The organism is Euzebya pacifica (genome assembly GCF_003344865.1).
In the GTDB taxonomy this organism is placed as follows: Bacteria; Actinomycetota; Nitriliruptoria; order Euzebyales; family Euzebyaceae; genus Euzebya; species Euzebya pacifica.
In genome coordinates, this window is record NZ_CP031165.1 from 3,202,234 (window position 1) to 3,223,820 (window position 21,587).

Annotated in this window: 24 protein-coding genes; 7 read left to right on the forward strand and 17 right to left on the reverse strand. The window is 70.8% G+C overall.

Features of this window, described 5'->3' with window-relative positions; all coding sequences use genetic code 11:
* Positions 1–88 precede the first annotated feature (88 nt).
* Positions 89–418, forward strand: coding sequence for a hypothetical protein (locus DVS28_RS13630; protein WP_114591935.1), 330 nt, complete (start codon positions 89–91; stop codon positions 416–418).
* Here DVS28_RS13630 and DVS28_RS13635 read toward each other — a convergent pair.
* From DVS28_RS13635 to DVS28_RS13650, 4 genes are all read right to left on the reverse strand, one after another.
* Entirely contained in the window at positions 387–1,403 is a 1,017-nt protein-coding gene (locus DVS28_RS13635) for a DNA topoisomerase IB (protein ID WP_114591936.1), read from the reverse strand. The two genes, DVS28_RS13630 and DVS28_RS13635, sit on opposite strands and share 32 nt — an antisense overlap.
* Before the next feature lie 127 nt (positions 1,404–1,530).
* Entirely contained in the window at positions 1,531–4,275 is a 2,745-nt protein-coding gene (aceE, locus tag DVS28_RS13640; RefSeq protein ID WP_114594177.1) for a pyruvate dehydrogenase (acetyl-transferring), homodimeric type, read from the reverse strand.
* A 111-nt stretch (positions 4,276–4,386) separates the two neighbouring features.
* Entirely contained in the window at positions 4,387–5,217 is an 831-nt protein-coding gene (locus tag DVS28_RS13645) for an enoyl-CoA hydratase/isomerase family protein (protein WP_114591937.1), read from the reverse strand.
* Positions 5,218–5,280: 63 nt separating this feature from the next.
* The gene (locus tag DVS28_RS13650) at positions 5,281–5,478 is read right to left on the reverse strand and encodes a hypothetical protein (protein ID WP_114591938.1); all 198 of its coding nucleotides are present in this window, start codon (positions 5,476–5,478) and stop codon (positions 5,281–5,283) included.
* Positions 5,479–5,663: 185 nt separating this feature from the next.
* Between DVS28_RS13650 and DVS28_RS13655 the strand changes: the two genes are divergently transcribed.
* Entirely contained in the window at positions 5,664–6,128 is a 465-nt protein-coding gene (locus DVS28_RS13655; protein WP_114591939.1) for a septum formation family protein, read from the forward strand.
* Positions 6,129–6,133: 5 nt separating this feature from the next.
* A complete protein-coding gene (locus DVS28_RS13660) occupies positions 6,134–8,320 on the forward strand; it encodes a malate synthase G (protein ID WP_114591940.1) in 2,187 nt (728 codons plus the stop codon).
* Here the strand turns inward: DVS28_RS13660 and DVS28_RS13665 are convergent.
* The 4 genes from DVS28_RS13665 to DVS28_RS13680 form a co-directional block, all read right to left on the reverse strand.
* On the reverse strand, positions 8,290–8,583 hold the full coding sequence (locus DVS28_RS13665) for a DUF3039 domain-containing protein (protein WP_216826025.1): 294 nt from the start codon (positions 8,581–8,583) through the stop codon (positions 8,290–8,292). The genes DVS28_RS13660 and DVS28_RS13665 overlap by 31 nt on opposite strands.
* Positions 8,584–8,645: 62 nt before the next feature.
* Entirely contained in the window at positions 8,646–8,936 is a 291-nt protein-coding gene (locus DVS28_RS13670; protein ID WP_164710510.1) for a DUF6504 family protein, read from the reverse strand.
* 285 nt (positions 8,937–9,221) lie between these two features.
* On the reverse strand, positions 9,222–9,632 hold the full coding sequence (locus DVS28_RS13675; RefSeq protein WP_114591942.1) for a hypothetical protein: 411 nt from the start codon (positions 9,630–9,632) through the stop codon (positions 9,222–9,224).
* Positions 9,633–9,775: 143 nt separating this feature from the next.
* On the reverse strand, positions 9,776–10,534 hold the full coding sequence (locus tag DVS28_RS13680) for a PIG-L deacetylase family protein (protein WP_164710511.1): 759 nt from the start codon (positions 10,532–10,534) through the stop codon (positions 9,776–9,778).
* 97 nt (positions 10,535–10,631) lie between these two features.
* On the opposite strand from DVS28_RS13680, the gene DVS28_RS13685 reads away from it, so the two are divergent.
* Complete coding sequence (locus DVS28_RS13685) at positions 10,632–11,222, forward strand: Uma2 family endonuclease (RefSeq protein ID WP_114591944.1); 591 nt, start codon at positions 10,632–10,634, stop codon at positions 11,220–11,222.
* Positions 11,223–11,261: 39 nt separating this feature from the next.
* Here the strand turns inward: DVS28_RS13685 and rocD are convergent, their stop codons facing one another.
* The 4 genes from rocD to DVS28_RS13705 form a co-directional block, all read right to left on the reverse strand.
* The gene (rocD, locus tag DVS28_RS13690) at positions 11,262–12,494 is read right to left on the reverse strand and encodes an ornithine--oxo-acid transaminase (RefSeq protein ID WP_114591945.1); all 1,233 of its coding nucleotides are present in this window, start codon (positions 12,492–12,494) and stop codon (positions 11,262–11,264) included.
* Entirely contained in the window at positions 12,491–13,360 is an 870-nt protein-coding gene (locus DVS28_RS13695; protein ID WP_114591946.1) for a dimethylarginine dimethylaminohydrolase family protein, read from the reverse strand. Before DVS28_RS13695 ends, rocD begins: the two co-directional genes overlap by 4 nt.
* 103 nt (positions 13,361–13,463) lie before the next feature.
* On the reverse strand, positions 13,464–14,105 hold the full coding sequence (locus DVS28_RS13700; protein ID WP_114591947.1) for a GntR family transcriptional regulator: 642 nt from the start codon (positions 14,103–14,105) through the stop codon (positions 13,464–13,466).
* Positions 14,106–14,147: 42 nt separating this feature from the next.
* Positions 14,148–15,035 (reverse strand): glycine betaine ABC transporter substrate-binding protein, encoded by an 888-nt coding sequence (locus DVS28_RS13705; protein ID WP_164710512.1) that lies wholly within the window; start codon positions 15,033–15,035, stop codon positions 14,148–14,150.
* A 150-nt stretch (positions 15,036–15,185) separates the two neighbouring features.
* Between DVS28_RS13705 and DVS28_RS13710 the strand changes: the two genes are divergently transcribed.
* Positions 15,186–16,076, forward strand: a complete 891-nt coding sequence (locus tag DVS28_RS13710; RefSeq protein ID WP_114591949.1) for a hypothetical protein — start codon at positions 15,186–15,188, stop codon at positions 16,074–16,076.
* 32 nt (positions 16,077–16,108) lie between these two features.
* On the opposite strand, the gene thiE is transcribed toward DVS28_RS13710, so the two are convergent.
* Genes thiE through thiO form a run of 5 tightly spaced genes read right to left on the reverse strand, consistent with a single transcriptional unit; the run spans position 16,109 to position 19,333 of the window.
* Positions 16,109–16,768, reverse strand: a complete 660-nt coding sequence (gene thiE, locus DVS28_RS13715; protein WP_114591950.1) for a thiamine phosphate synthase — start codon at positions 16,766–16,768, stop codon at positions 16,109–16,111.
* Entirely contained in the window at positions 16,755–17,174 is a 420-nt protein-coding gene (locus DVS28_RS13720; RefSeq protein ID WP_164710513.1) for a hypothetical protein, read from the reverse strand. Before DVS28_RS13720 ends, thiE begins: the two co-directional genes overlap by 14 nt.
* 46 nt (positions 17,175–17,220) lie before the next feature.
* Positions 17,221–17,997, reverse strand: coding sequence for a thiazole synthase (locus DVS28_RS13725; RefSeq protein ID WP_114591952.1), 777 nt, complete (start codon positions 17,995–17,997; stop codon positions 17,221–17,223).
* Positions 17,997–18,206: a sulfur carrier protein ThiS gene (thiS, locus tag DVS28_RS13730; RefSeq protein ID WP_114594179.1), complete on the reverse strand. Its 210-nt coding sequence runs from the start codon at positions 18,204–18,206 to the stop codon at positions 17,997–17,999. The genes DVS28_RS13725 and thiS overlap by 1 nt, the downstream gene beginning before the upstream one ends.
* Positions 18,207–18,214: 8 nt before the next feature.
* The gene (thiO, locus tag DVS28_RS13735) at positions 18,215–19,333 is read right to left on the reverse strand and encodes a glycine oxidase ThiO (RefSeq protein ID WP_114591953.1); all 1,119 of its coding nucleotides are present in this window, start codon (positions 19,331–19,333) and stop codon (positions 18,215–18,217) included.
* Between the two features lie 79 nt (positions 19,334–19,412).
* Here thiO and DVS28_RS13740 point away from each other — a divergent pair, with 79 nt between their 5' ends.
* Together DVS28_RS13740 and DVS28_RS13745 are read left to right on the forward strand one after the other, a co-directional pair.
* Positions 19,413–20,159, forward strand: a complete 747-nt coding sequence (locus DVS28_RS13740; protein ID WP_114591954.1) for a response regulator transcription factor — start codon at positions 19,413–19,415, stop codon at positions 20,157–20,159.
* Positions 20,159–21,586, forward strand: a complete 1,428-nt coding sequence (locus DVS28_RS13745; protein WP_114591955.1) for a sensor histidine kinase — start codon at positions 20,159–20,161, stop codon at positions 21,584–21,586. The genes DVS28_RS13740 and DVS28_RS13745 overlap by 1 nt, the downstream gene beginning before the upstream one ends.
* Position 21,587 lies beyond the last annotated feature (1 nt).

Genomic DNA, 21,587 nt, shown 5'->3' on the forward strand with positions numbered 1-21,587 from the left:
GAGGATGGTCAGGTGCCTCGACGCCGGTCGACAGGTTTCGAGACCGTTGATACGGTCATCCGGCAGTCAGCAGAGAAGGGATCACCTCGTGCGCAACCCCGCCTACTCCTCCCAGTCCGTCTCGAGCGTTGCCGGGCGCCTGGTTGCGGCGGCCGGGGCCATCCGGACCGGCAGCTGGGTGCTGATGGGCGCCATCGTCGTCGTGTCGTTCGTCGGCGGTGTGGCGGGTGGCCTCGTCGGCCTGCTCTACGCGGGCGCGTTGTGGGCGGTGTCGAGCGTCCTGTCCCTGCTGCTGGACGGATTCGCGATGCACCTGACGTTGCAGGCCGACGGCAACCGGCTGCTGCACGAGATCGCCGGCGCTGACGAGGATCGTCGGGCCCCCGCTACGGTGCCGCCGGTTCCTCCGGGCGGTTGATCCAGGCGTCCAGCAGCGGCGGGGTGGCCTCCAGCAGCTTGACCAGGGCCCGTTCGCGACGGTCGAAGCGGGTGGAGGAGCGGGATGCCTTCCACGTGTCGACCAGCAGCTCGGGGTCGGCCTCGAGCACGCTTGGGTGGACGTAGCTGGATCGGGCGACCGCCCGGGTGTTGCCCAGCTTCCCCGCCGCAGCATCGACGGCGGCAACCGGATCGGGCTGCTCCCCCGCCAGGATCGGCACGACCATCGCCTCGAGCGCCACGGCGCTGCCACCCCACGTGCGGAAGTCCTTGCACGTCATCCAGCCGGCGGTCAGCTCGGCCAGCAGGGCGTTGGCGTCGGCAGCGCTCAAGCGGTGCAGCTCGCCTTCGGCGTGGACGTGGAAGAGGGTGTCGGAGGCGAGCTCGAGCTGGTCGAGCACCTCCGCCAGCAGCTCGTCGGCGACGTGCACCTCGCGCTGCACACCCGACTTGCCCGGGTAGGTCAGGGTGACCTGTCGGTCGCGGACGTCGACGTGGTCGCGCTGCAGCGTGGAGACGCCGAAGTGGCCGTGCTCCTGCACCGACCGCGGGCCCCCGATGCGGGCCATGCCGCTGTCCACGAGGCGGACCATCGCCGCGGTGGCCTGCCTGACCGGATCCGTTCCGTCCAGCAGCAGGGCGTCGAGCTCGCGCCGGAGCGGGGCGAGCCTGTCGCCCATGCCGCGCAGGCGGTCGAAGTTGGCCATGCGCCGGCCCTCGGTCCAGCGGTCGTGGTAGCGGTACTGGCGCCGTTCGGCGTCGTCGAGTCCGCGCGCCTGGACGTGGCCGTCGGGGGTCGGGCAGATCCACACCTCTCGCCACGCGGGAGGCACGGCGAGGGACAGGACCCGCTCGCGCTCCGAACCGTTGAGCAGCCTGCCGTCCGGTCCGTGGAAGCTGAACCCCTTGCCCCGGCGGACACGGGTGATACCCGGCAGGTCCTCCGCCACGTAGGTGAGGCCCACACGGTCGGCGAAGACAACGGGGTCGAGGGCGGTGATCGGAGAACTCCCTGTGCGGCGAGCGGATGCGTCGCCGAAGGGTGTTCCCCGATCGGGCAGACCTGACGCCTGCCCGAGCCCCGGAGTTGTCCTAGCGGTGGGTGTGCAGCTCGTCCCAGACGCGGAGGTCGGGGTCGATGCCGTACCGCTCGATGGCTTCCGCCGCCAGCTCGGCCTTGACCTCACCGGCGAGGGACAGCTCGTACAGCGCGGCGACGACGATCGACTCGGCGTCGATGCGGAAGATCCGGCGCAGCGCCTCGCGGGTGTCGGACCGGCCGAACCCGTCGGTGCCGAGGATCGCGAACCGGCCGGGGACGAACGGCTCGACCAACCCGGGGAGGGCCTTCTGGTAGTCGGTGACCGCGATGAAGGGACCACCGCGTGACGCCTCGAGCTTGCGGGTCATCAGCGGCACGCGGGGCTCGGCCGTGGGGTGGTCGCGGTTGGTGGTCATGCAGTCCACCCCGTCGCGGTGCAGCTGCACCCAGCCGGGGACCGACCAGATGTCGGCGGCGACGTCCCACTCCTCCCCCAGCATCTGCTGGGCACGGAGGGTCTCCTTCATGGCCGAACCGCTGGACAGCAGCTGCACGCGGTGGCTGCGTTCGTCCTCGTAGGTGGCGTAGCGGTAGATGCCGTCGAGGATCTCCTCCTCGTCCAGGCCCTCGGGGATGGCCGGCTGCGTCGTCGGCTCGTTGTAGACCGTCACGTAGTAGATGACGTCCTCGGGTTCGTCACCGAACATCCGGTTGATCCCGGCCTCGGTGATCGTCGCCACCTCGAAGGCGAAGGACGGGTCGAAGGCCTCGACGGCGGGGTTGGTCAGCGCGTACAGCGGCGAGTGGCCGTCCTGGTGCTGCAGGCCCTCGCCGTTGAGGGTGGTCCGTCCGGCGGTGGCGCCGATCAGGAAGCCACGAGAGCGCTGGTCGGCGGCCTGCCAGATGGAGTCGGCGGTCCGCTGGAAGCCGAACATCGAGTAGAAGATGTAGATCGGCAGCATCGGCTGGCCGTGGGTGGCGTAGGAGGAGCCCACCGCGGCGAAGCTGGCCATCGAGCCGGCCTCGGTGATGCCCTCGTGCAGGATCTGGCCGTCGGTGGCCTCCTGGTAGGACAGCAGCATGGCCTTGTCGACCGACTCGTAGTTCTGGCCGTGCGGCGAGTAGATCTTCTCCGTGGAGAACATCGTGTCCATGCCGAACGTCCGAGCCTCGTCGGGGATGATCGGCACGATGCGCGGGCCGAGCTCGGGGTGCTTGAACAGGTCCTTGAGCAGCCGGACGAACGCCATCGTCGTGGCGACCTCGCTCTTGCCGCTGCCCTTCTTCAGCTCGCCGTAGGCGTCGTGCTCGGGCAGGTCGATGCCCTGGTACTGGACCTTGCGGGTCGGGATGGGGCCGCCGAGCTCTGCGCGGCGCTCCATGAGGTACTCGACCTCTTCGGAGTCCTTGCCGGGGTGGTGGTAGGGCGGCAGGTCACCCTCGAGCTCGCTGTCGGGGATGTCCAGCCCGATGCGGTCCCGGAAGCCCTTCAGGGCCTTGCGGGTCAGCTTCTTCATCTGGTGGGTGGCGTTGCGGGCTTCGAAGTCGGGGCCCAGCGTCCAGCCCTTGATGGTCTTGGCCAGGATCACGGTCGGCTGGCCGGTGTGCTCGGTCGCCGCCTTGTAGGCGGCGTAGACCTTGCGGTAGTCGTGGCCACCACGGTCGAGGACCGGCAGGTCTGCTTCGGTCAGGCCGGACTCGCCGAGGATCCGCTTCAGCTCCGGGGAGTTGAAGAAGTGCTCACGGATGTAGTCGCCGTCCTTGGTGGTGTAGGTCTGGAACTGCCCGTCGGGGGTGTTGTTCATGCGCTCGACCAGCGCACCGTTGACGTCGAGGGACAGCAGCTGGTCCCACTTGCGGCCCCACACGACCTTGATGACGTTCCATCCGGCCCCACGGAACAGGCTCTCGAGCTCCTGGATGATCTTGCCGTTGCCCCGGACGGGGCCGTCGAGGCGCTGCAGGTTGCAGTTGACGACCCAGACGAGGTTGTCGAGCTCCTCGCGGGCCGCGACGGTCAGGGCACCCTGCGCCTCGGGCTCGTCCATCTCGCCGTCGCCGACGAACGCCCAGACACGCTGCTGGGAGGTGTCGGAGAAGCCGCGGTTGTGCAGGTACCGGTTGAAGCGCGCCTGGTAGATCGACCCCAGCGAACCCAGGCCCATGGAGACGGTCGGGAACTCCCAGAACTCCGGCATGAGTCGCGGGTGGGGGTAGCTGGACAGCCCGCCCGGCTGGGACTCCTGGCGGAACAGGTCCAGCTCCTCGGTGGTCAGGCGACCCTCGAGGAAGGCCCGGGAGTAGATGCCCGGTGAGCCGTGGCCCTGGATGAACAGCTGGTCACCGCCGCCCTCGTGCTCGCGGCCCCGGAAGAAGTGGTTGAAGCCGACTTCGTAGAGGCTGGCGGCCGAGGCGTAGGTGGCGATGTGCCCGCCGACGCCCACACCGGGACGCTGGGCGCGGGTGACCATGACCGCCGCGTTCCAGCGCACGTAGGCGCGGATGCGGCGCTCGATGTCCTCGTCGCCGGGGAAGTCGGGCTCGCGTGACGGCGGGATGGTGTTGATGTAGTCCGTCGATCGCAACGCCGGGACGCCGACGCCGGCCTCCCTGGAGCGCTCGAGCAGTCGCAGCATCAGGTACCTGGCCCGCTCGCGGCCGTGGTGTTCCACCACGGCGTCGAGAGAGTCGACCCACTCCTGGGTCTCGGCGGGATCCATGTCGGGCAGCTGGGTGGGCATGCCGTCGGTGATGATGCGCTGGGGGTCGCCCTGCGGGTTCGCGGTCTCGCTCATGTCGTCCTCCATGTGACCGGTATGGGGGCACAGACTAGTCGAGTTGACACCGGCGTCGACTCGATCAGCAGGTTTGTGGTCTGAATACGCAAATACCGGGTCGGTGGGGCGTCATTCCGACGCCGGCCCGGTGAAGCGTGGCGGACGCTTCTCCTTGATCGCGGCGACGCCCTCGTGGACGTCCGGACCGGCGAAGCCCATGAACTCCAGGGCGAGGGAGGTGTCGAACGTCGGGCCGGCCTGGCGGAGCCACTGGTTGAGGGAGTACTTGGTCCAGCGGATGGCGCTCTGGCTGCCGTCGCGGAGGGTGCGCGCGACGTCGAGGGCCTCGGCGTGCAGGGTCTCCTCGTCGTCCACGACGAGGCTGATCAGGCCCATGCGCTCGGCGTCCTCGCCGGTCATCGGGCGGCAGGTCAGCAGGTAGTACTTGGCCTTGGCCATGCCGATCAGCAGTGGCCAGATGATGGCGGCGTGGTCGCCGGCGGCAACGCCGAGCTTGGTGTGGCCGTCGATGATCCGGCAGTCCCTCGTCGCGATGGACACGTCGGCCAGGACACCCGCGACGAGGCCGGCACCCACGGCGACACCGTGCATCGCGGAGATGATCGGCTTGCTGCAGTTGATGACCTCGTAGACCAGGTCGCGGGCCTCCTTGAGCACGCGGACGCGGGTCTCGAAGTCGTTGGCCATGTCGGTCACGAGGTCGAGGTCGCCGCCGGAGGAGAACGCCTTGCCCTCGCCGCGGATGATCGCGACCTTCGTCGCCGGGTCGCGGTCGATGGCCCGCCACACGTTGGCGAGGTCGCGGTGCATGTCGTGGCCCGCGGCGTTCAGCCGACCCGGCGTCGACATGACGATCTCGAGCAGGCCCTGCTTCGGACGGGAGAACCGGAGGCTCTCGAACTCGGCGTAGGGCTGCAGGTCGCTGGTCGTCTCGTCCATGCGGCAGACCGTATCCGAGGGAGGCGGTCCGACGGAGGGTCGGCGGTCGCTGCTTCGGGCGCCTCAGCGGCGTGCGAGCGCGACGATGGCGCCGAGGCCGACGGAGGCCGCCAGCAGGGTGACCAGGTCGCCGGCGTGCAGGCCGTGGGTGGAGAATCCGGCCAGCAGGACCGGCCCGCTGAGCCTGCTGGACCCGGCGATGGCCATGACGACGAGCACGCCGAGGGCGGCTGACGCCAGGAAGCCGAGCCACGTACGCATCCAGACAGCCTACGGCGCTCCTGTGGGCGACTTCGGGCCCGAAGGTCACCTGCGCGGCCGTCGGTCTGGCGTACGGTCGGGGGAGTTCACGATCGGCGTCGCCGGGCGATAGCGTCCCGACGAGGTCCGATCCGCCTCAGCAACGACGCTGCCCAGCAGACACCAAGCCAGAGAAAGGCCCGCACATGCCTACCCCGATCCGTCGGTCACCCATGGTGATCGCTGCGTTCCTCGTCCTTGCCGCGTTCGGGTCGGCCTGCAGCCAGAACGCGCTGGAGTTCACCATCGGTGAGTGCGTGAACCTGCCCGACGGCACCCAGATCAGCGATTACGAGACCGTTGACTGCGGCGAGGCGCACGACGCCGAGGTCTACGCGCTCCCCCAGCACCCCGACGGCGCAGAGGCCGCCTTCCCCGGGCAGAGCGTGCTGGAGGAGTTCGCCGACGAGCGCTGCAAGCAGGACTTCGAGGCCTACGTGGGCATCGAGTACAACCAGTCGACCATCTACTCCACGGCGCTGACGCCGTCACAGGAGTCGTGGGACGGTGCGGAGGACCGCGAGATCGTCTGCCTGCTGGTCGGCGAACCCCTCGAGGACTCCAGCGGCTTCGCCCAGCTCACCGGCTCCAAGGAGGGCTCCGGGGAGTAACACCCATGGCAACCGCTGGGACCGGCGAGCGCATCGTCGTCGAGGAACCTTTCAGACGGTTCGTCGAATCGGAGGTCCTGCCCGGACTGGACATCACGCCGGACCGCTTCTGGTCGGGGTTCGCTGACGTCGTGGCGAGGTTCGCTCCGCGCAACCGGGAGTTGCTGGATGAGCGGGCGCGGCTGCAGGACGCGATCGACGATTGGTATCGGAGTCGACGAGGGCAGCCCTTCGACGTGGACGCGCATCGGTCGTTCCTCTCCGACATCGGCTACCTGCGGCCGACACCGGGGGCCGTCACCGTCACCACCGACGTGGCGGATGAAGAGCTCTCGCGTCTGGCTGCTCCCCAGCTCGTCGTGCCGGTCGACAACGCCCGGTACGCCCTGAACGCAGCCAACGCACGATGGGGGTCGCTGTACGACGCCGTGTACGGCACCGACGTGCTGGGCGACCCCCCACCAGCGGGGCCGTATGACGCAGCCCGCGGCCGACGCGTGGTCCAGTGGGCCCGTGCACTGCTGGACGAGATCGTTCCCCTCGTGGGTGCGAGCCACCGAGATGCCAGCGCCTACCGCATCCGCGAGGGACGGCTGGTCGTGACGGCGGCCGACGGGGACGTCGGCCTGGAGGACCCAGGCGCCTTCTTCGGCTACGAGGGGTCGGTGGAGGATCCCAGCGCCGTGTGGTGTGTCCACCACGACCTCGGGCTTCGCATCCTGATCGATCGCACCCACCCGGTGGGCGCGGCCGATTCCGCTGGAGTGCGCGACATCGAGCTCGAGGCCGCCGCGAGCGTCATCATGGACGCCGAGGACTCCGTCGCGGCCGTGGACACCGCCGACAAGATCGGCGTGTACCGCAACCTGCTCGGTCTGATGACGGGCGACCTCACCGCGGAGGTCCACGAGGACGGTCGCTCGTTCACCAGACGACTCGCCCCACCGCTGGCCGTCAACGGGCCGGACGGCAGCCCCCTGACGGTGCGCGGCACGGCGTTGATGCTCGTCCGCAACGTCGGGCTGCTGATGACCAGTCCCATGGTCCGCACCGGACGCGGTGAGGACGTCCCCGAAGGAATCATCGACGCGGTCATGACCGCCCTGATCGCCCAGCACGACCGCAACCGACCAGAGGCCCTGCGCAACTCGCGGGACGGCTCGGTCCACGTCGTCAAGCCGAAGCTGCACGGCCCCGACGAGGTCGCCTTCACCGTGGATCTGTTCGGTGCGGTCGAGGAGATGCTGGGCCTGCCCCCCAGGACGATGAAGATCGGCCTGATGGACGAAGAGCGCCGCACGACGCTGAACCTGACGGCCTGCGTCGCCGAGGCGTCGGACCGGATCGTCTTCATCAACACCGGGTTCCTCGACCGCACGGGCGACGAGATCCACACGTGCATGGAGGCCGGACCCGTGCGTCGCAAGGCCGACATGAAGTCCGCGACCTGGCTCCAGGCCTACGAGGACCACAACGTCGATGTCGGACTTGCCGTCGGCCTGCCCGGTCATGGCCAGATCGGCAAGGGCATGTGGGCAGCGCCCGACGAGATGGCCGCCATGCTGACCGAGAAGGTCCGACATCCCGAGAGCGGCGCGACCTGCGCATGGGTGCCGTCACCAACCGCGGCGACACTCCACGCGATCCACTACCACAGGGTCGACGTCCACGAGCGACAGGACGCGCTCCGGCGGCGGCGGAACCGCACCCTCGAAGAACTCCTCGAGCCTCCCGTCGTCGAGCACCCGCGATGGAGCGCAGAGGAGCGGCGCAGCGAGCTCGAGAACAACCTCCAGGGCATCCTCGGCTACGTGAGCCGATGGATCACACAGGGCGTCGGCTGCTCCAAGGTCCCCGACATCCACGGCACCGCACTCATGGAGGACCGGGCGACGTGCCGCATCTCCTCCCAACACGTTGCCAACTGGCTGCACCATCAGATCGTGTCCGAACAGGAAGTGGAGGACACGCTTCGCCGAATGGCCCAGGTGGTCGACGACCAGAACCGGAACAACCCCGGGTACGTGCCGATGATGCCGGATGCCAACGGCCCCGCCTTCAGCGCCGCCAGGGACCTCGTGCTCCGCGGTCGCACCCAACCGTCCGGCTACACCGAACCGATCCTGCACGCCAGAAGGGCTGAGGTCATCGAGCTGGGTGCTCAGTCCTCGCCGCCACCGCCGCCGCCCTGAAGCTGGTTCTTCACCCGCTGGCAGTCGGGGCAGACGGGGTACTTCGAGCCGTCGCGGCTGGGGACCCACTTCTTGCCGCACAGGGCGCGGATCGGGACGCCCGTGACCATCGACTCGGTCACCATGGCCTTGGGGTTCTTGCCCCACACGTAGTGGGCGAAGCGATCGTGGTCGCCCTCGTCGGTGGTGACCTCGCGCTCCTCGACGCGGGTCTGCTCGTCGATGTCGGGCATGACGATGGGGCCCTTGGTGGAAGTGGACATGACGACACCTCTGGATCGGTCGCGAGCGCGGAGTGACCAGCGTACCGATCGTCGGTGGCCGTTCAGTCCCACACGCGATCCAGGCGCCACTGCCCGTCCTCGGCCACCAGCTCGTAGATCCCGCGTGACGGTGAGCCGTTCTGCGCCTCGACGCGCCACAGGTCGCGCTGGGGCACCTCCACTCCCCCACCCGACCAGTACGCCGCGTCCTCGCGCCAGTGGCCGAGCACCGTCAGGATCCGGTACCGGCCACCCCGCCAGGTGAACCCGGTCGGAGGAGGTTGGGCGCCGTCGATCTCCACCGACACCGCCTCGGTCTCCACGGTCACCGCCTCGCGGTACCGCTTCGTCATCGTGGCCACTCCGTCATCCCTGTCACCTCCAGCTCGTCCGGCGGTGCCGCCGGGGGCGTTCGATGACCGTGCGGGAAGGACGGTGACGGCGGGTGGCCCACGCCTTCCCCGCGTGTGCCACCCGCCCTCACGGACGGTCTCCCGAGGGGCGATCACTCGTCCCTGCGGGAACGGCAATCGTACACCTGTTCGAGTGGGGCGACAAGGTCGGATCGGGACGGCTTCGGGCGCACGGGTGACCCTTCGCGCCCTTCCCCCTGGGGCCGCGCCCTTCCCGTGCGGGGGTCAGCCCAGGATGGCGGGCGCCAGTCGGCGGGTGAGGCCGTCCAGCGTGGCACGCACCGCGGCAACCTCGACGTCGTGATGCACCAGCGCTGCACCGAGCAACGTCTCGGGATGGGCTCGACCCAGGGTTCGCAGCTCGACGGCCACGTTGATCACCGCATGGCCCTCGCCCGTGTCGTCGGTCCGCTTGAACAGCTCGACCCACGCGAGCGACAGCTCGTAGCCGTCCGGGAGCAACCGGTCGACGGCCTCACAGGTCGCCACACCAGCAGCCCGCATCGTGTCGTCACCGATCACGTTGCCGAACCCCGACGCGACCATGCCCTCCATGTCGAGATTGACCTCGACACAGGAACGATCGGGGGTCACGCGGATCACGCTGATGATGGGACGGAAGGTTGGCTGCAGCATCGAGACAACTCCACTGGGGATCGGGCACACGAAGACGCCTACCGCCCCATCGTCACCCACACAGGACATCTGAGCACTCCCCGTGAGGAAAAGGTGAACGCCGGGGCAATTCAGTGCACGCGCCCATGAGGACGGCCACCTCGTCAGGACGGCAGGGCATCGATCGGTCCGGGCGGGCCGTGGCGGACGAACCACTCCCATCCGTACACATCGGCGAACTGCTCGGGGGGCACCATCGGGTCGGCGTCGGGGATCTGGCTGGCATGGGCGGCCATCGCCCGCCACTTCGTCTCCAGCACCGCGCGGCAGTCCACGGTGGTGGAGATCATCGCCGTCGGCAGGCCGATGGACTTGCGCGACTCCAGCGACCGGTTCGCGCCCTCGACGAGGTGCACGTCGACGAAGTGCAGGTACTCGTGGTCCACCGTCGCCTCGTACGTCGTGGCGATCCCGGCCCTGGCCGCCGCGAGAGCGCCGATCCGGTGGACCTGCAGGTGGTCGGCATGCGCGTAGATCCCACCCGGGTCGTAGTGGACCAGGACATCCGCCCCCTCCTCGCGGCAGATCGCGGCCAGCCGGTCGGCCGCGTCCTCGACATCACAGGCCCCGAAGGCCAGCGGGTGGTCCTGCGCGTCGCTGCCCGCCACACCCGAGTCGCGGAACCCGAGGAATCGCACGGCGTCGACGGCCAGCAACTCCGCGGCGGCGTGGGTCTCGGCCTCGCGCCGGTCGGCGATCGACTCCCCCGCCGGCAGGGGGAACCGCGGCGTCCCCTCCTCCCCCTTCGTGGCGGTGACCAGCACCACCCGACACCCCGCCGCCGCGAGCAGGGCCATCGTCCCGCCGGTGAAGATCGCCTCGTCGTCGGGGTGGGCATGCAGGAAGACGATGGTCGTGGTCACGCCACGATCCTCGCAGCCCCGCTCGGACCGGTGCACACTCGACCGGACAGGGTTCTCCACACCCCCGCGTTGACGGGTTCGCCGAGGAGCGAACAGCATGATCCCCATGAGCACGATGGCGCAGGCGCTCGAGCCGGACGTCCACCGGATCACCCGGGCGGAGTACCGCACGCTCCACGAGGCCGGCTACTTCGAGGATCGTCGGGTCGAGCTGCTGGAGGGGGTGATCGTCGAGATGCAGGCGATGGGCAAGCCGCACATCCTGGCGATGGCCTGGCTCACCCGGCACGTCGTGCGGGGCCTGCGCGACGGCCTCATCACCAATCCCGCCCTACCCGTCGCTGCCAGCAACATCTCCCAGCCCCAACCGGACCTGCTGGTCGTGGACGAACGCTGGCCCGACCTCCAGGCCGACGACATGCCACACGGCGGGCTGCTCGCCATCGAGCTGACGTGGAGCAGCCACCACCGCGACCTCGTGGTCAAGCCGTCGATCTACGCGGGGGCCGGGATCCCCGAGTACTGGGTGGTGGATTTGCGGGACCAGCTGGTCGTGGTCCACACCAACCCCACCACTGACGGCTACGCGAGCACGCAAACGGCCACCCCACCTGACGTGCTGGACGCCTGCGGGGTGGCCGTGCCGTTGGACGAGCTGTTCGCCTACGCGCTGCGCGACGAGGCCTGAGCCCCACGTGCGCCGCGGAGATCACCGCGATCAGCTGAGCTACAACACCGCGATCAGCTGATCGACTATCCAGTCGGCCTCGTCCGCCGTGATCACCAACGGCGGGGCCAGGCGGATGGTCGTCTCGTGGGTGTCCTTGGCCAGCAGGCCGCGCTCGAGCAGCTGCTCGCACAGGGCACGGGCGGACGGGTCGGCGTCGACCATCTCCACCCCGAGCCACAGCCCGTGGGCACGGATCTCCTTGACGCGGGGCAGGTCTGCCGCGGCAAGCCGGTCGGCCATGCGCTGCCCGAGCTCGGCGGCGCGCTGCTGGAACTCCCCCGTGTTCAGCAACGCGATGACCTCGCGTCCGACGGCGCAGGCCAACGGGTTGCCACCGAAGGTCGACCCGTGCTGGCCCGGTCCGAACACGCCGAGCACCTCGTCGCTGCCGACGACCGCCGACAGCGGCACGATCCCGCCACCGAGCGCCTTGCCCAGCAGGTACAGGTCGGGCACGACGCCCTCGTGCTCACAGGCGAAGGTCCTGCCGGTCCGGCCGAGGCCGGCCTGGATCTCGTCGGCGATCATGAGGACGCGCTGCTCGTCACAGATGTCGCGGACCGCCTGCAGGTAGCCGGCCGGCGGCACGACGACGCCGGCCTCGCCCTGGACGGGCTCGAGCAGCACGGCGACGGTGTTGGGGGTGATCGCGTCCCGGATGGCGTCGGCCGAGCCGTAGGGCACCCGGACGAACCCGGGGGTGTACGGCCCGAAGTGGTCGTGGGCGACCGGGTCGTCGGAGAACGACACGATGGTCGTGGTGCGACCGTGGAAGTTGCCCTCCATCACGATGATCTCGGCCTGCCCGTCGGGCACGCCCTTGACCTCGTACCCCCACTTGCGCGCCGTCTTGATCCCGGTCTCCACGGCCTCGGCGCCGGTGTTCATCGGCAGGACCCGGTCCATGCCGCACAGCTCGGCGAGCTCAGCGCAGAACGGCCCGAGCTGGTCGTTGTGGAACGCCCGGCTGGTGAGCGTCACCCGGTCGAGCTGGGCCTTGGCGGCGGCGATCAGGTCGGGGTGGCCGTGCCCGAAGTTGACCGCCGAGTACGCGGCGAGGGCGTCGAGGTACCGACGACCGTCGGCGTCGTGCACCCACGCACCCTCGGCGGTGGCGATGACGACCGGCAGCGGGTGGTAGTTGTGCGCGCCGTGACGGTCCTCGAGGTCGAGCAGTCGCTCGGCGGCGGACCCAACGGCGGTGGGTGCGGTGGTCAGGTCAGCGGTCATGCGGCCTCCAGGGGGCTGGGCTCGATCGTGCTGGGCACCACGCTGAGCTGGGTGTCCAGGGGAAGGGTCAGGCAGCGCACGGCGCCACCGGCCTTCGCGAACTCGCCGACCTCGACGACCACGACGTCGAAGCCCCAGGCCTCGAGCTGGCGGCCGACGCGCAGCGGGGCGGCCGGCATGATCACGGTGGAACCGACGACGATGGAGTTGGCGGCGAAGGTCGACGCCTCGTCCTCGGTCAGCACCAGGGGCTCGGGGATGCGGTCCAGCACCCTGGCCGCACCGACGGCGTCGTAGGCGTCCGGGAACACCATGGCGCGCTGGTCGTCCAGGGGGCACAGCGTCAGGTCGACGTGGTACCAGCGCAGGTCGGCGAGGTGGACGGGGATGATCTCGCGGCCGGTCAGGCGGTGCAGGTCGGCATGGGCGATCTCGTTGGAACGTGCGCCGTAACCCACGACCATGGCGTCGGCCAACGGCATGGCGTCCCCGAGGCCCTCCAGCAGCGCGCCGTCGGACAGGGCCTGGACGTCGAAGCCGTTGTGGATGGCCCAGTTGGAGACGTGACCGACCTCCTCGACCCGCTCGGCGTGGCGCATGCGACCGGCAATGAAGGTCGTGCCGTCGACCACACCAGCGTTGGCGCTGAAGACCATGTCAGGAAGTCCGGGCTGGGCCGGGTTGACCTCGACCTCGCCCCCGGCGCTGCGGATCGTGTCGACCAGGTCCTGCCACTCGGCCATCGCTCGATCGGGGTCAACGGTCCCGCCCATCCAGGGGTTGATCGCGTACGCGACCTGGAAGTGGTCCGGGGGGCACATCATGTACCGACGTCCCCACCCCAGCGCGCGAGTCTCCTGGACCATTCCTGACCTCCTCGATCGTCTGACTGTCTGATTGTCCGACAATCATATTGGCAACGAGCGGACCTGTCGAGGGTCGACCCCTGACGAGGCCGATCGGCGAGGGTCAGGAGGGCGCGTCGGCAGGCTGCTTGGCGACGGCGAGCAACGTCGGACGGGACCGCTGCAGGTGACGCCGCGCCGCGGCGAGATACCCGTCGCGGTCGCCGGCTCGGGCCAGCTCGAGCAGGTTGGCGTGCTCGGCAACCTTGTCGGTCTCGGGCTCCCGCCCCTCGGCGGTGACCAGCAGCAGCCGCATCTCCGCTTGCATCTGGCTGTGGAAGGCCGCGATCCGGGGGGACCCGAGCGCCTGCACGAGGCCGTGGTGGAACTCCTCGTCAGCACGTGCGGCTGCACGCCAGTCCTTGGCCCGCACGGCCTCCTGCATGGCCTCCAGCGCGGCTGCCGCGGCGTCGTGGGTGTGTGGCCCCGCCGCCCCGATCGCGCGCTCGATCATCATGCGGGCGCCGAGGAGGTCCTCGACGTCGGCGACCGTGTGCTCGATGACCACCACGCCCCGATGGTGCTCGTGGGACAGCAGTCCCTCGGCGACCAGGCCCTTGACGGCCTCGCGGATGGTCGATCGGGCGACGTCGAACCGCTCGCTCAGCGCAACCTCGCGGAGGGAGGTTCCCGGCCGCAGGACGCCACCGAGGATGTCCTCCCTCAGTTCAGCGACGACCTGGTCGGTCAGGCTCACACGTTCCACGGCCGTTCACCCTACCCGCGCAGCGCCGCGATCCCGCAGCGCTCACTCCGCGCCCAGCAGGTCCGCTGCAGCCTCGGCGGGGTCCTCCCCCGCGGTGACGCGAGCGTTCAGCTCTGCCAGGTCGAGGGTGCCGATGCGGGCCGAGACCTCGTCGAGCGCCTGCGTGATCGCCTCGGTGTCGGCCCGACCGCCCTCGCGCACCACGGGGGCGACGACGAAGGCGGGGAAGACACCCTGGTCGTCGATGACCGGCAGGAGGCCGGCGCTGACGGCGGTGCCGGACGTGGCGGTGGCCAGCGCCGCGTAGCACTCCCCGCTCGCGACGGAGGTGATGGCCTTCGCCTCCCCGGCTGCGACGGTGGACACCGACGTCGTGGCGATGGCGTACGCGTCGGCCAGCGCGGCGTACCCGGCGGGCCGGTTCAGGAAGTCCTCGTCGGCGCACAGGCCCCCCGGGACGGTGGCGAGCTGGCCGGCCAACCACGACATGGTGCCGGCGTCGTCGGCCGGGCGTTCGGCCGCACGGACGAACAGCGCGAGGGTGGCGTTGGCCTGCGTCGGTCCGTACCAGCGCAACCCGTTGGCCACGTCCGCCGCCCGGACGGCCTCGAACGACTCACGGGGGTCCGCCGACGGTTGTGCCCGGCCAAGCCCCAGCGACCAGGCCGCGCCGGTGTAGTCCCAGTACAGGTCGAGGTCGCCGTCGAGCATCATCGCGCGGACGTCGACGGTGTCACCGATGTCGGGGACGACCCGGACCTCCAGCCCCAGCTCCTCCAGGGTGACCCGGGTCAGGCCGGCCAGGGCACGCTGCTCGACGGTCGCGCCGACGCCGAGGCGCACCTCGGGGCGACCCGATCCATCGGTGCACGCCACCGTCAGCAGCACCGCGGTCAGCAGGCCTGCGAGGAGGGAGGGAAGGGCGCGCACGAGGCGAGTCTGCCGTGCCGTGTGCGTCCACCGCATCCGGCGGCCGCTGTCGGGCCGTGCGGGCGCTATCCTCGCACGAACGCAGCCATGACCAGGGGGGTCGATGTGCTGCGGCCACGCTCCGCTCCCCCGCCTCCGAGGTTGTTCACCATGCACCGTCGTCAGCTGCTCACCGGAATCGGCGCCGCCGCCGGCCTCACCGTGCTCGGCACGGCCTGCGGTTCGGGGGATGGCGTCCCGGCGGTGGAGGCCGAGCAGTCGCTGTTCGTGCAGGCCGCGTCGCTGGAGTTCCTGTCGGGCCCCGACCGCTGGCTGGCGTTCGGGATCCGTGACCTGGAGAACACGCCGCTGGATGACGCCGACGTACAGGTCTACCTGCGGACGATCGCGACCGCGCCAGATCAGACGGCCGAGGTCGTGGCCGGGCCGCTGGCGGCGTCCTTCGCCCCCGCCACGGAGACGGGTCAGGGCATCTACTACCTGCAGACCACCATCGAGGAGCCGGGGCTGTACGACGTCGTCGCCACCGTCGGCGACGACCACGGCGTGGCCTCCATCCAGGTCGTCGACCCGTCCAACAGCCGGGTCGCCGTGCCCGGCGAGGCCGCGATCAGCGCCCGCACCGCCACCACCGAGGACGACCTCGGCGTGTTCGCGGTCTGCACCCAGGACCCGCCCTGCGGCATGCACGAGATGAGCCTCGACGAGGCGCTGGAGACCGGTCGGCCGGTCGCGATGATGTTCGCCACCCCGGAGTTCTGCCAGACCGCCGTGTGTGGTCCGTCGGTCTCCACGCTCGACGCCATCCGTGGCGACGGCGACTGGGGCGACACCATCTTCGTGCACTCCGAGATCTTCGCGGAGGCACCGGTCGGTGCCGAGGCGCCCACGACGCCGCTGGTTCCCGCGGTCGAGGCATGGGGCCTGCCCAGCGAGCCGTGGTTCTTCACCATCGGCGGGGACGGCGTGATCGCCGGCCGCCTCGACGGCCCGATGCCCGAGCCGATCCTGCGGTCGATGCTGGAGGGCCTGACCGCCTGAGGCGCTGAAGGTCCGGGGGCCTCGGTCCCCGTTCAGCCGGCGGTGGCGTCCAGGGCGCGCCGGTAGGCGATCATCGTGGCCATCCGTCGCGCGACGTCCGCCGGGTCGGCGGCCTCGGTCAACCCGCGGACCACGACGAGCCCGCGGGCACCGGCGTCCAGGATCGGCCCGGCGGTCTCCGGCGTCATGCCGCCGGTGACGTACCACGGCTTGGTGCCCACCCGGGCGGCGTGGCGGATGGGCTCCAGGCCGATGCCGTCCCGACCCGGTTTGGTCGGCGTCGCCGAGACCGGACCGACCGCGAAGTAGTCACAGTCCTCGTGCTGGGCCCGGTCGACCTCGTCGACGGCGTGGGTGGAACGGCCGATGACCACGTCGGGCCCGACGATCGACCGTGCGGCCTCGGGCGAGGTGTCGTCCTGCCCGACGTGCACCCCGTCGGCGCCGAGCTCGACGGCCAGCGCCGGGTCGTCGTTGACCACGAAGAGGACGTCGTGCCGGTCGGCCGCACGGCGCATCACCGCACCTGCGCGACGGCGCAGGTCGTCGTCACCGTCCTTCTCGCGCAGCTGCACGATGGTGACGCCCGCGGGCAGCACGGCATCGAGCAGCGACTCGAGGTCGGGGCGTGCGCCCACGCACAGGTACAGCCCGGCGTCGGCCAGCCGGGACCGTCGGTCAGCGGGGTCCATGGTCTCCGGCGGTGTCGTCGGTCGTGTCTGCGTCCGCGCTGTCCTCGTCGGGCGCGGCTGGCGGGGTCACCGCGTGCTCGTACGCCGAGACGAACGTGCGACCCTCGATCTTCCGGGGGGTCAGGCCGACGTCGGGTGAGGAGAGGCGCTCGCCCCGCTGTTCGGCTCGGCTCGCCCCCGACAGGGCATGCAGGGCAGTGGCAACGGCGGCGACGAGGACGGCGAGCAGCACGAACATGCCGAACCACCGTCCCATCAGCTCGAACGTCAACCCGCGGATGGCCCCGTCGACGACGGCGCCGAGCAGGCACAACCCGGCCAGGGGCATCATCGTCGCCCCCACCCGGCGGCGAAGCGCCACGAAATCGACCAACGGCTCGTGCACGTCGGTCTCGGTGTCGGTCATCGGCGTCGTGTCCTCACCCTGCATGTGCCCGCAGGGTACCCGCCGGTCAGGTCAGGTCCGGACGTCCGTAGTCCGGCGACGATGCGTCGGCGTACAGGCGTTCCGGGATCGGCCCGGACAGGCGGGCCAGCCGGCCGGCCTCCACCGCACCGGCGATCGCCCGTGCCATGCGTGCCGGGGACTGGGCGCGGGTGATCGCGCTGGCGCACAGGACGGCGTCACAGCCGAGCTCCATCGCCAGGGCCGCGTGGGAGGCCGTGCCGATGCCCGCGTCGAGGATGATCGGCACCGATGCCTGCTCGACGATGATCCGCAGGTTGTAGGGGTTGCGGATGCCCGCCCCCGATCCGATGGGCGCCCCGAGCGGCATGACGGCAGCGCAGCCGATCTGTTCCAGCCGTCGGGCGATGATGGGGTCGTCACCGCAGTAGGGCAGGACGACGAAGCCGTCGTCGACCAGGGTCTCCGCCGCGTCGAGCAGCTCGACGGGGTCGGGGAACAGGGTCCGGTCGTCACCGATGACCTCGAGCTTGATCCAGTCGGTCTCCAGCGCCTCGCGCGCCATCCGTGCCAGCTTCACGGCCTCGGTCGCGGTGTAGCAGCCGGCGGTGTTCGGCAGGACCCTGATGCCCGCGTCGCGGATGACGTCGAGGACCGACCCACCGGCCCTCGGGTCGAGGCGGCGCAGGGCCACCGTCGTCAGCTGCGTGCCCGACGCGACCAGCGCCTCGTGCAGCGCCTCGTGCGACGGGGCACCACCGGTGCCCATGATCAGGCGGGAGGTCAGCTCGACCCCTCCGATGCGGAGCGGATCATCGGCCATCAGCAGCCTCCTTGCACAGCGGTGAGCACCTCGACGACGACACCGTCGGCGAGGGGGGTGTGGGGCCAGTCGGCCCGGCGGACGACGACGCCATCGATCGCGACGGCGACGCCGGGCAACGACGGGTCGTGTCCGAGGGACGTCACGACGTCGGCCACGGTGGCGTCGGGATCCAGCTCGGCGGGTTGCCCGTTGAGCACGATGGTCATCGGCGTGGTCATGCGGCAGGGCTCGCGATCCGGTCGGGGGCGAAGGGAACGACCGCATCGGGCACGTCCGTGCCGGTCACCCAGGCGACGACGGCCTCGGCGGTCAGGGCGCTCTGCAGCACGCCGTTGCGCGCGTGCCCGGTTGCCACGACCAGGCCCTCGTGGCCCGGCAGCGGACCCATCAGCGGGGCGTTGTCGGGGCTCCCGGGCCGGAAGCCCACGGCCACCTCGACGAACGTCGCCTCGGCCAGGCCGGGCACCAGCTCCCACGCCGCCTGGAGCAGGTCGCGCACGGCGCCGGCCGTCGGCCGGTCGTCGAAGCCCTGCTCCTCCATGGTCGCGCCGACGACGACACGGCCGTCGGGCCGGGAGACGATGTAGCAGTCCTCGCCACGGATGTTGCGGCGCAGCAGCGGTCCGCCGGTGTTGCGCAGGTGCAGCAGCTGGCCCTTCACCGGGCGGACGGGGGCGGGCAGGTCGAGCCCGTCGACCAGCCCCGAACGGGCACCGGCCGCCAGCACCACACGGTCGGCCCGCACGGTGCGTCCGTCGCCCGTCGCGACGCCCGTGACCCGCCCGTCGTCACGCTGGACGGCAGCGACCGTGTCGGTGTCGACCGTGACGCGGCCGTCGAACCGGCACAGCGTCAGCAGTCCCTCCACCAGCGCGCGGTTGTCGACCTGGTGGTCACCGTCCACGCGGATGCCGCTGCGAACCGACGGGGACAGCGCGGGTTCGAGCCGGCGCAGGTCGCGGCTGCGCACCCATTCCACGTCCATGCCGAGCTGCTCCTGGACGGCCAGCAGCCGGCGATGCTCGGCGGCGTCGTCGGCGTCACGGGCCACCAGCAGGCTGCCGCACTCGACGTAGCCGACATCCACCCCCGCAGCGGCCAGCGCGGCGGCATGTGCGGGCCAGCGGTCCACGGCGGCCAGGTTGAGCTGCAGCAGGGCGTCCTCGCCGTAGTGGAGCTCGGTGACCGGGGCCAGCATGCCCGCGGCTGCCCAGCTGGCACCACGAGCAGGGGACGGGTCGAGCACCCGTACCGTCGCACCGGCCTCCGCCAGCCGCCATGCGCAGGTCAGGCCGATCACACCGGCGCCGACGATCACCACATCCGAGCTCATTTGGGCGCACAGCGTAGTCGCTCCCCCGGGGTCGACCGACTCACAGGCAATTCTCAGACGGCCATGGCACGCTGCCAACGTGGTCACCCAAGGCTCCTCCCCCCGAAACGGTGCGTCCGGCGACGGCCCCGACGTCCTCGTCGTCGACGACGACGCCGGCATCCTGCGATCACTGCAACGAGCCCTGACGCTGGAGGGATTCAGCCCGCGGACGGCCGATGGCGGCCTGGCGGCGCTGAACGCGGTGCGTCGCCAGGCGCCCGACGTGATGATCCTCGACATCGGCATGCCCGATGTCGACGGCGCAGCCGTGGCCCGACGACTGCGCGCCGACGGTCACGACTTCCCGATCTGCGTGCTCTCCGCCCGTGACGAGGTGACCGACCGGGTCGCTGGCCTGGAAGCGGGCGCCGACGACTACGTGGTGAAGCCGTTCGCGCTGGAGGAGCTCGTCGCACGCCTGCACGCCCTGCTGCGCCGCGCGGGCTCCAACGATCGTCCCGGCGGTCAGCAGACCATGGTTGTCGGTGACCTGGTCGTGGACCCTGCACGACGGCTGGTCACCCGGGCCGGCCGCGAGATCGAGCTCACCCGCCGCGAGTTCGACCTGCTCGAGGCCCTGGCCGCCCACGCCTCCATCGTCCTGTCCCGTGCACAGCTGCTGGAGATGGTCTGGGGTTACGACTTCGCGGCGGACGGCAACGTCGTCGACGTCTTCGTGGGGTACCTGCGCCGCAAGACCGAGTCGGAAGGGGAACCCCGCATGATCCACACCAAGCGCGGCATCGGGTTCGTCCTGCGGCCCGCCGACACCCTCCACCCCTGATGCGCACCCTGCGCGGCCGGGTCGCGCTGATGTCGGTCCTCGTGGTGGCCATCGCGTTCCTGCTGACCGGCACCGTGATCGTCGGTGCCACGGGGCGTGCGGAGGAGCAGCGGCTGCGCGATGACCTCCAGGACCGCCTCGAGCAGCTGGAGCTGGCCGGACGGGGGACCCGGCCCGGCAGCTTCGGGCCGCGCCCGGGCGGCCAGTCCCAGAACGACCAGAACCAGGACGGGACGTTCGGTGCGCTGGCCGAGCTCAGGATCACCGCCGAACGCACCCTCGGACGGGGCTACTTCCTGGTGGTCCGGCAGGACGACGACGTGCTGGCCACCCTCGGCGACGCACCAGCGAACCTGCCCGCACGGGTCTCCGACGTCGGGGTCTCGCGATTCACCGACGAGGGGACGACGTACCTGCTGCGGACCCAACCCGAGGGACCCGGTGGGGTGACGCTGCAGATCGGCGCGGACGCCAGCCTGCTGGTCGACGAGGCGCAGGAGTCGCTGCGCAACCGGTTCCTGCTCGTCGGCACGGTCGCCACGCTCCTGACCGGCCTTGCCACGTTCGTGGTCACGGGGTTGGCCACCCGGCCGCTGCGGCAGCTCCGCGAGGGCACCGAACGCGTCGCCGCCACGGAGGACCTGCGGACGCGAGTGACCGTCGACGATGCGCCGACAGAGGTCGCGGCCGTCGCGGAGGGCCTGAACACCATGCTCGCCCGGCTCGAACGCAGCCGTGCCGGCCGGGAAGCCGCGCTGCACGCCGCCCGTCGGTTCGCCGCCGATGCCGGCCACGAGCTGCGCACCCCGCTGACCGCCATGCAGGCCGCCCTCGACACCCTCGTCCGCAACGCGGGGATGCCCCCGGAGATGCGCGAGGAGGTCGTCCTGGAGATCGCCGAGGAGACACGACGGCTGTCGACCCTGCTGGCGTCGTTGCAGACGCTGGCTCGGGCCGACGCCGGACTGCTCGGCGACGTCGAGCCGCTCGACCTGCGTGACGTGGTCGACGAGGCGGTCGACGCGGCCCGTCAGCGGCATCCGGGAGTCACGGTTGACGCGGTGCTGGGCGACCGTCCGGCAGCCGTGCGCGGCGCCCGGCCCTGGCTGCGCAGCATCGTGGACAACCTGCTGCGCAACGCCGCGATCCACGGCCGTCCCGAGGGACACATCACCGTCCGGGTCGCGCTGGCCGACGACGCCGTGACCCTGACCGTCGACGACGACGGCACCGGGTTCCCCCTCGAGGAACGCGACCGGGCCTTCGAACGGTTCACCCGAGGTGCGGACGCCACGAACCGACCCGGCAGCGGGCTCGGCCTGCCGCTGGTCGCCCAGCTGACCTCGCTGCACGGCGGCACCGTCTCCATCGGTGACGCCCCGACCGGCGGGGCCCGGGTGACGGTCGTCCTGCCGCCGGCGGGGTAGG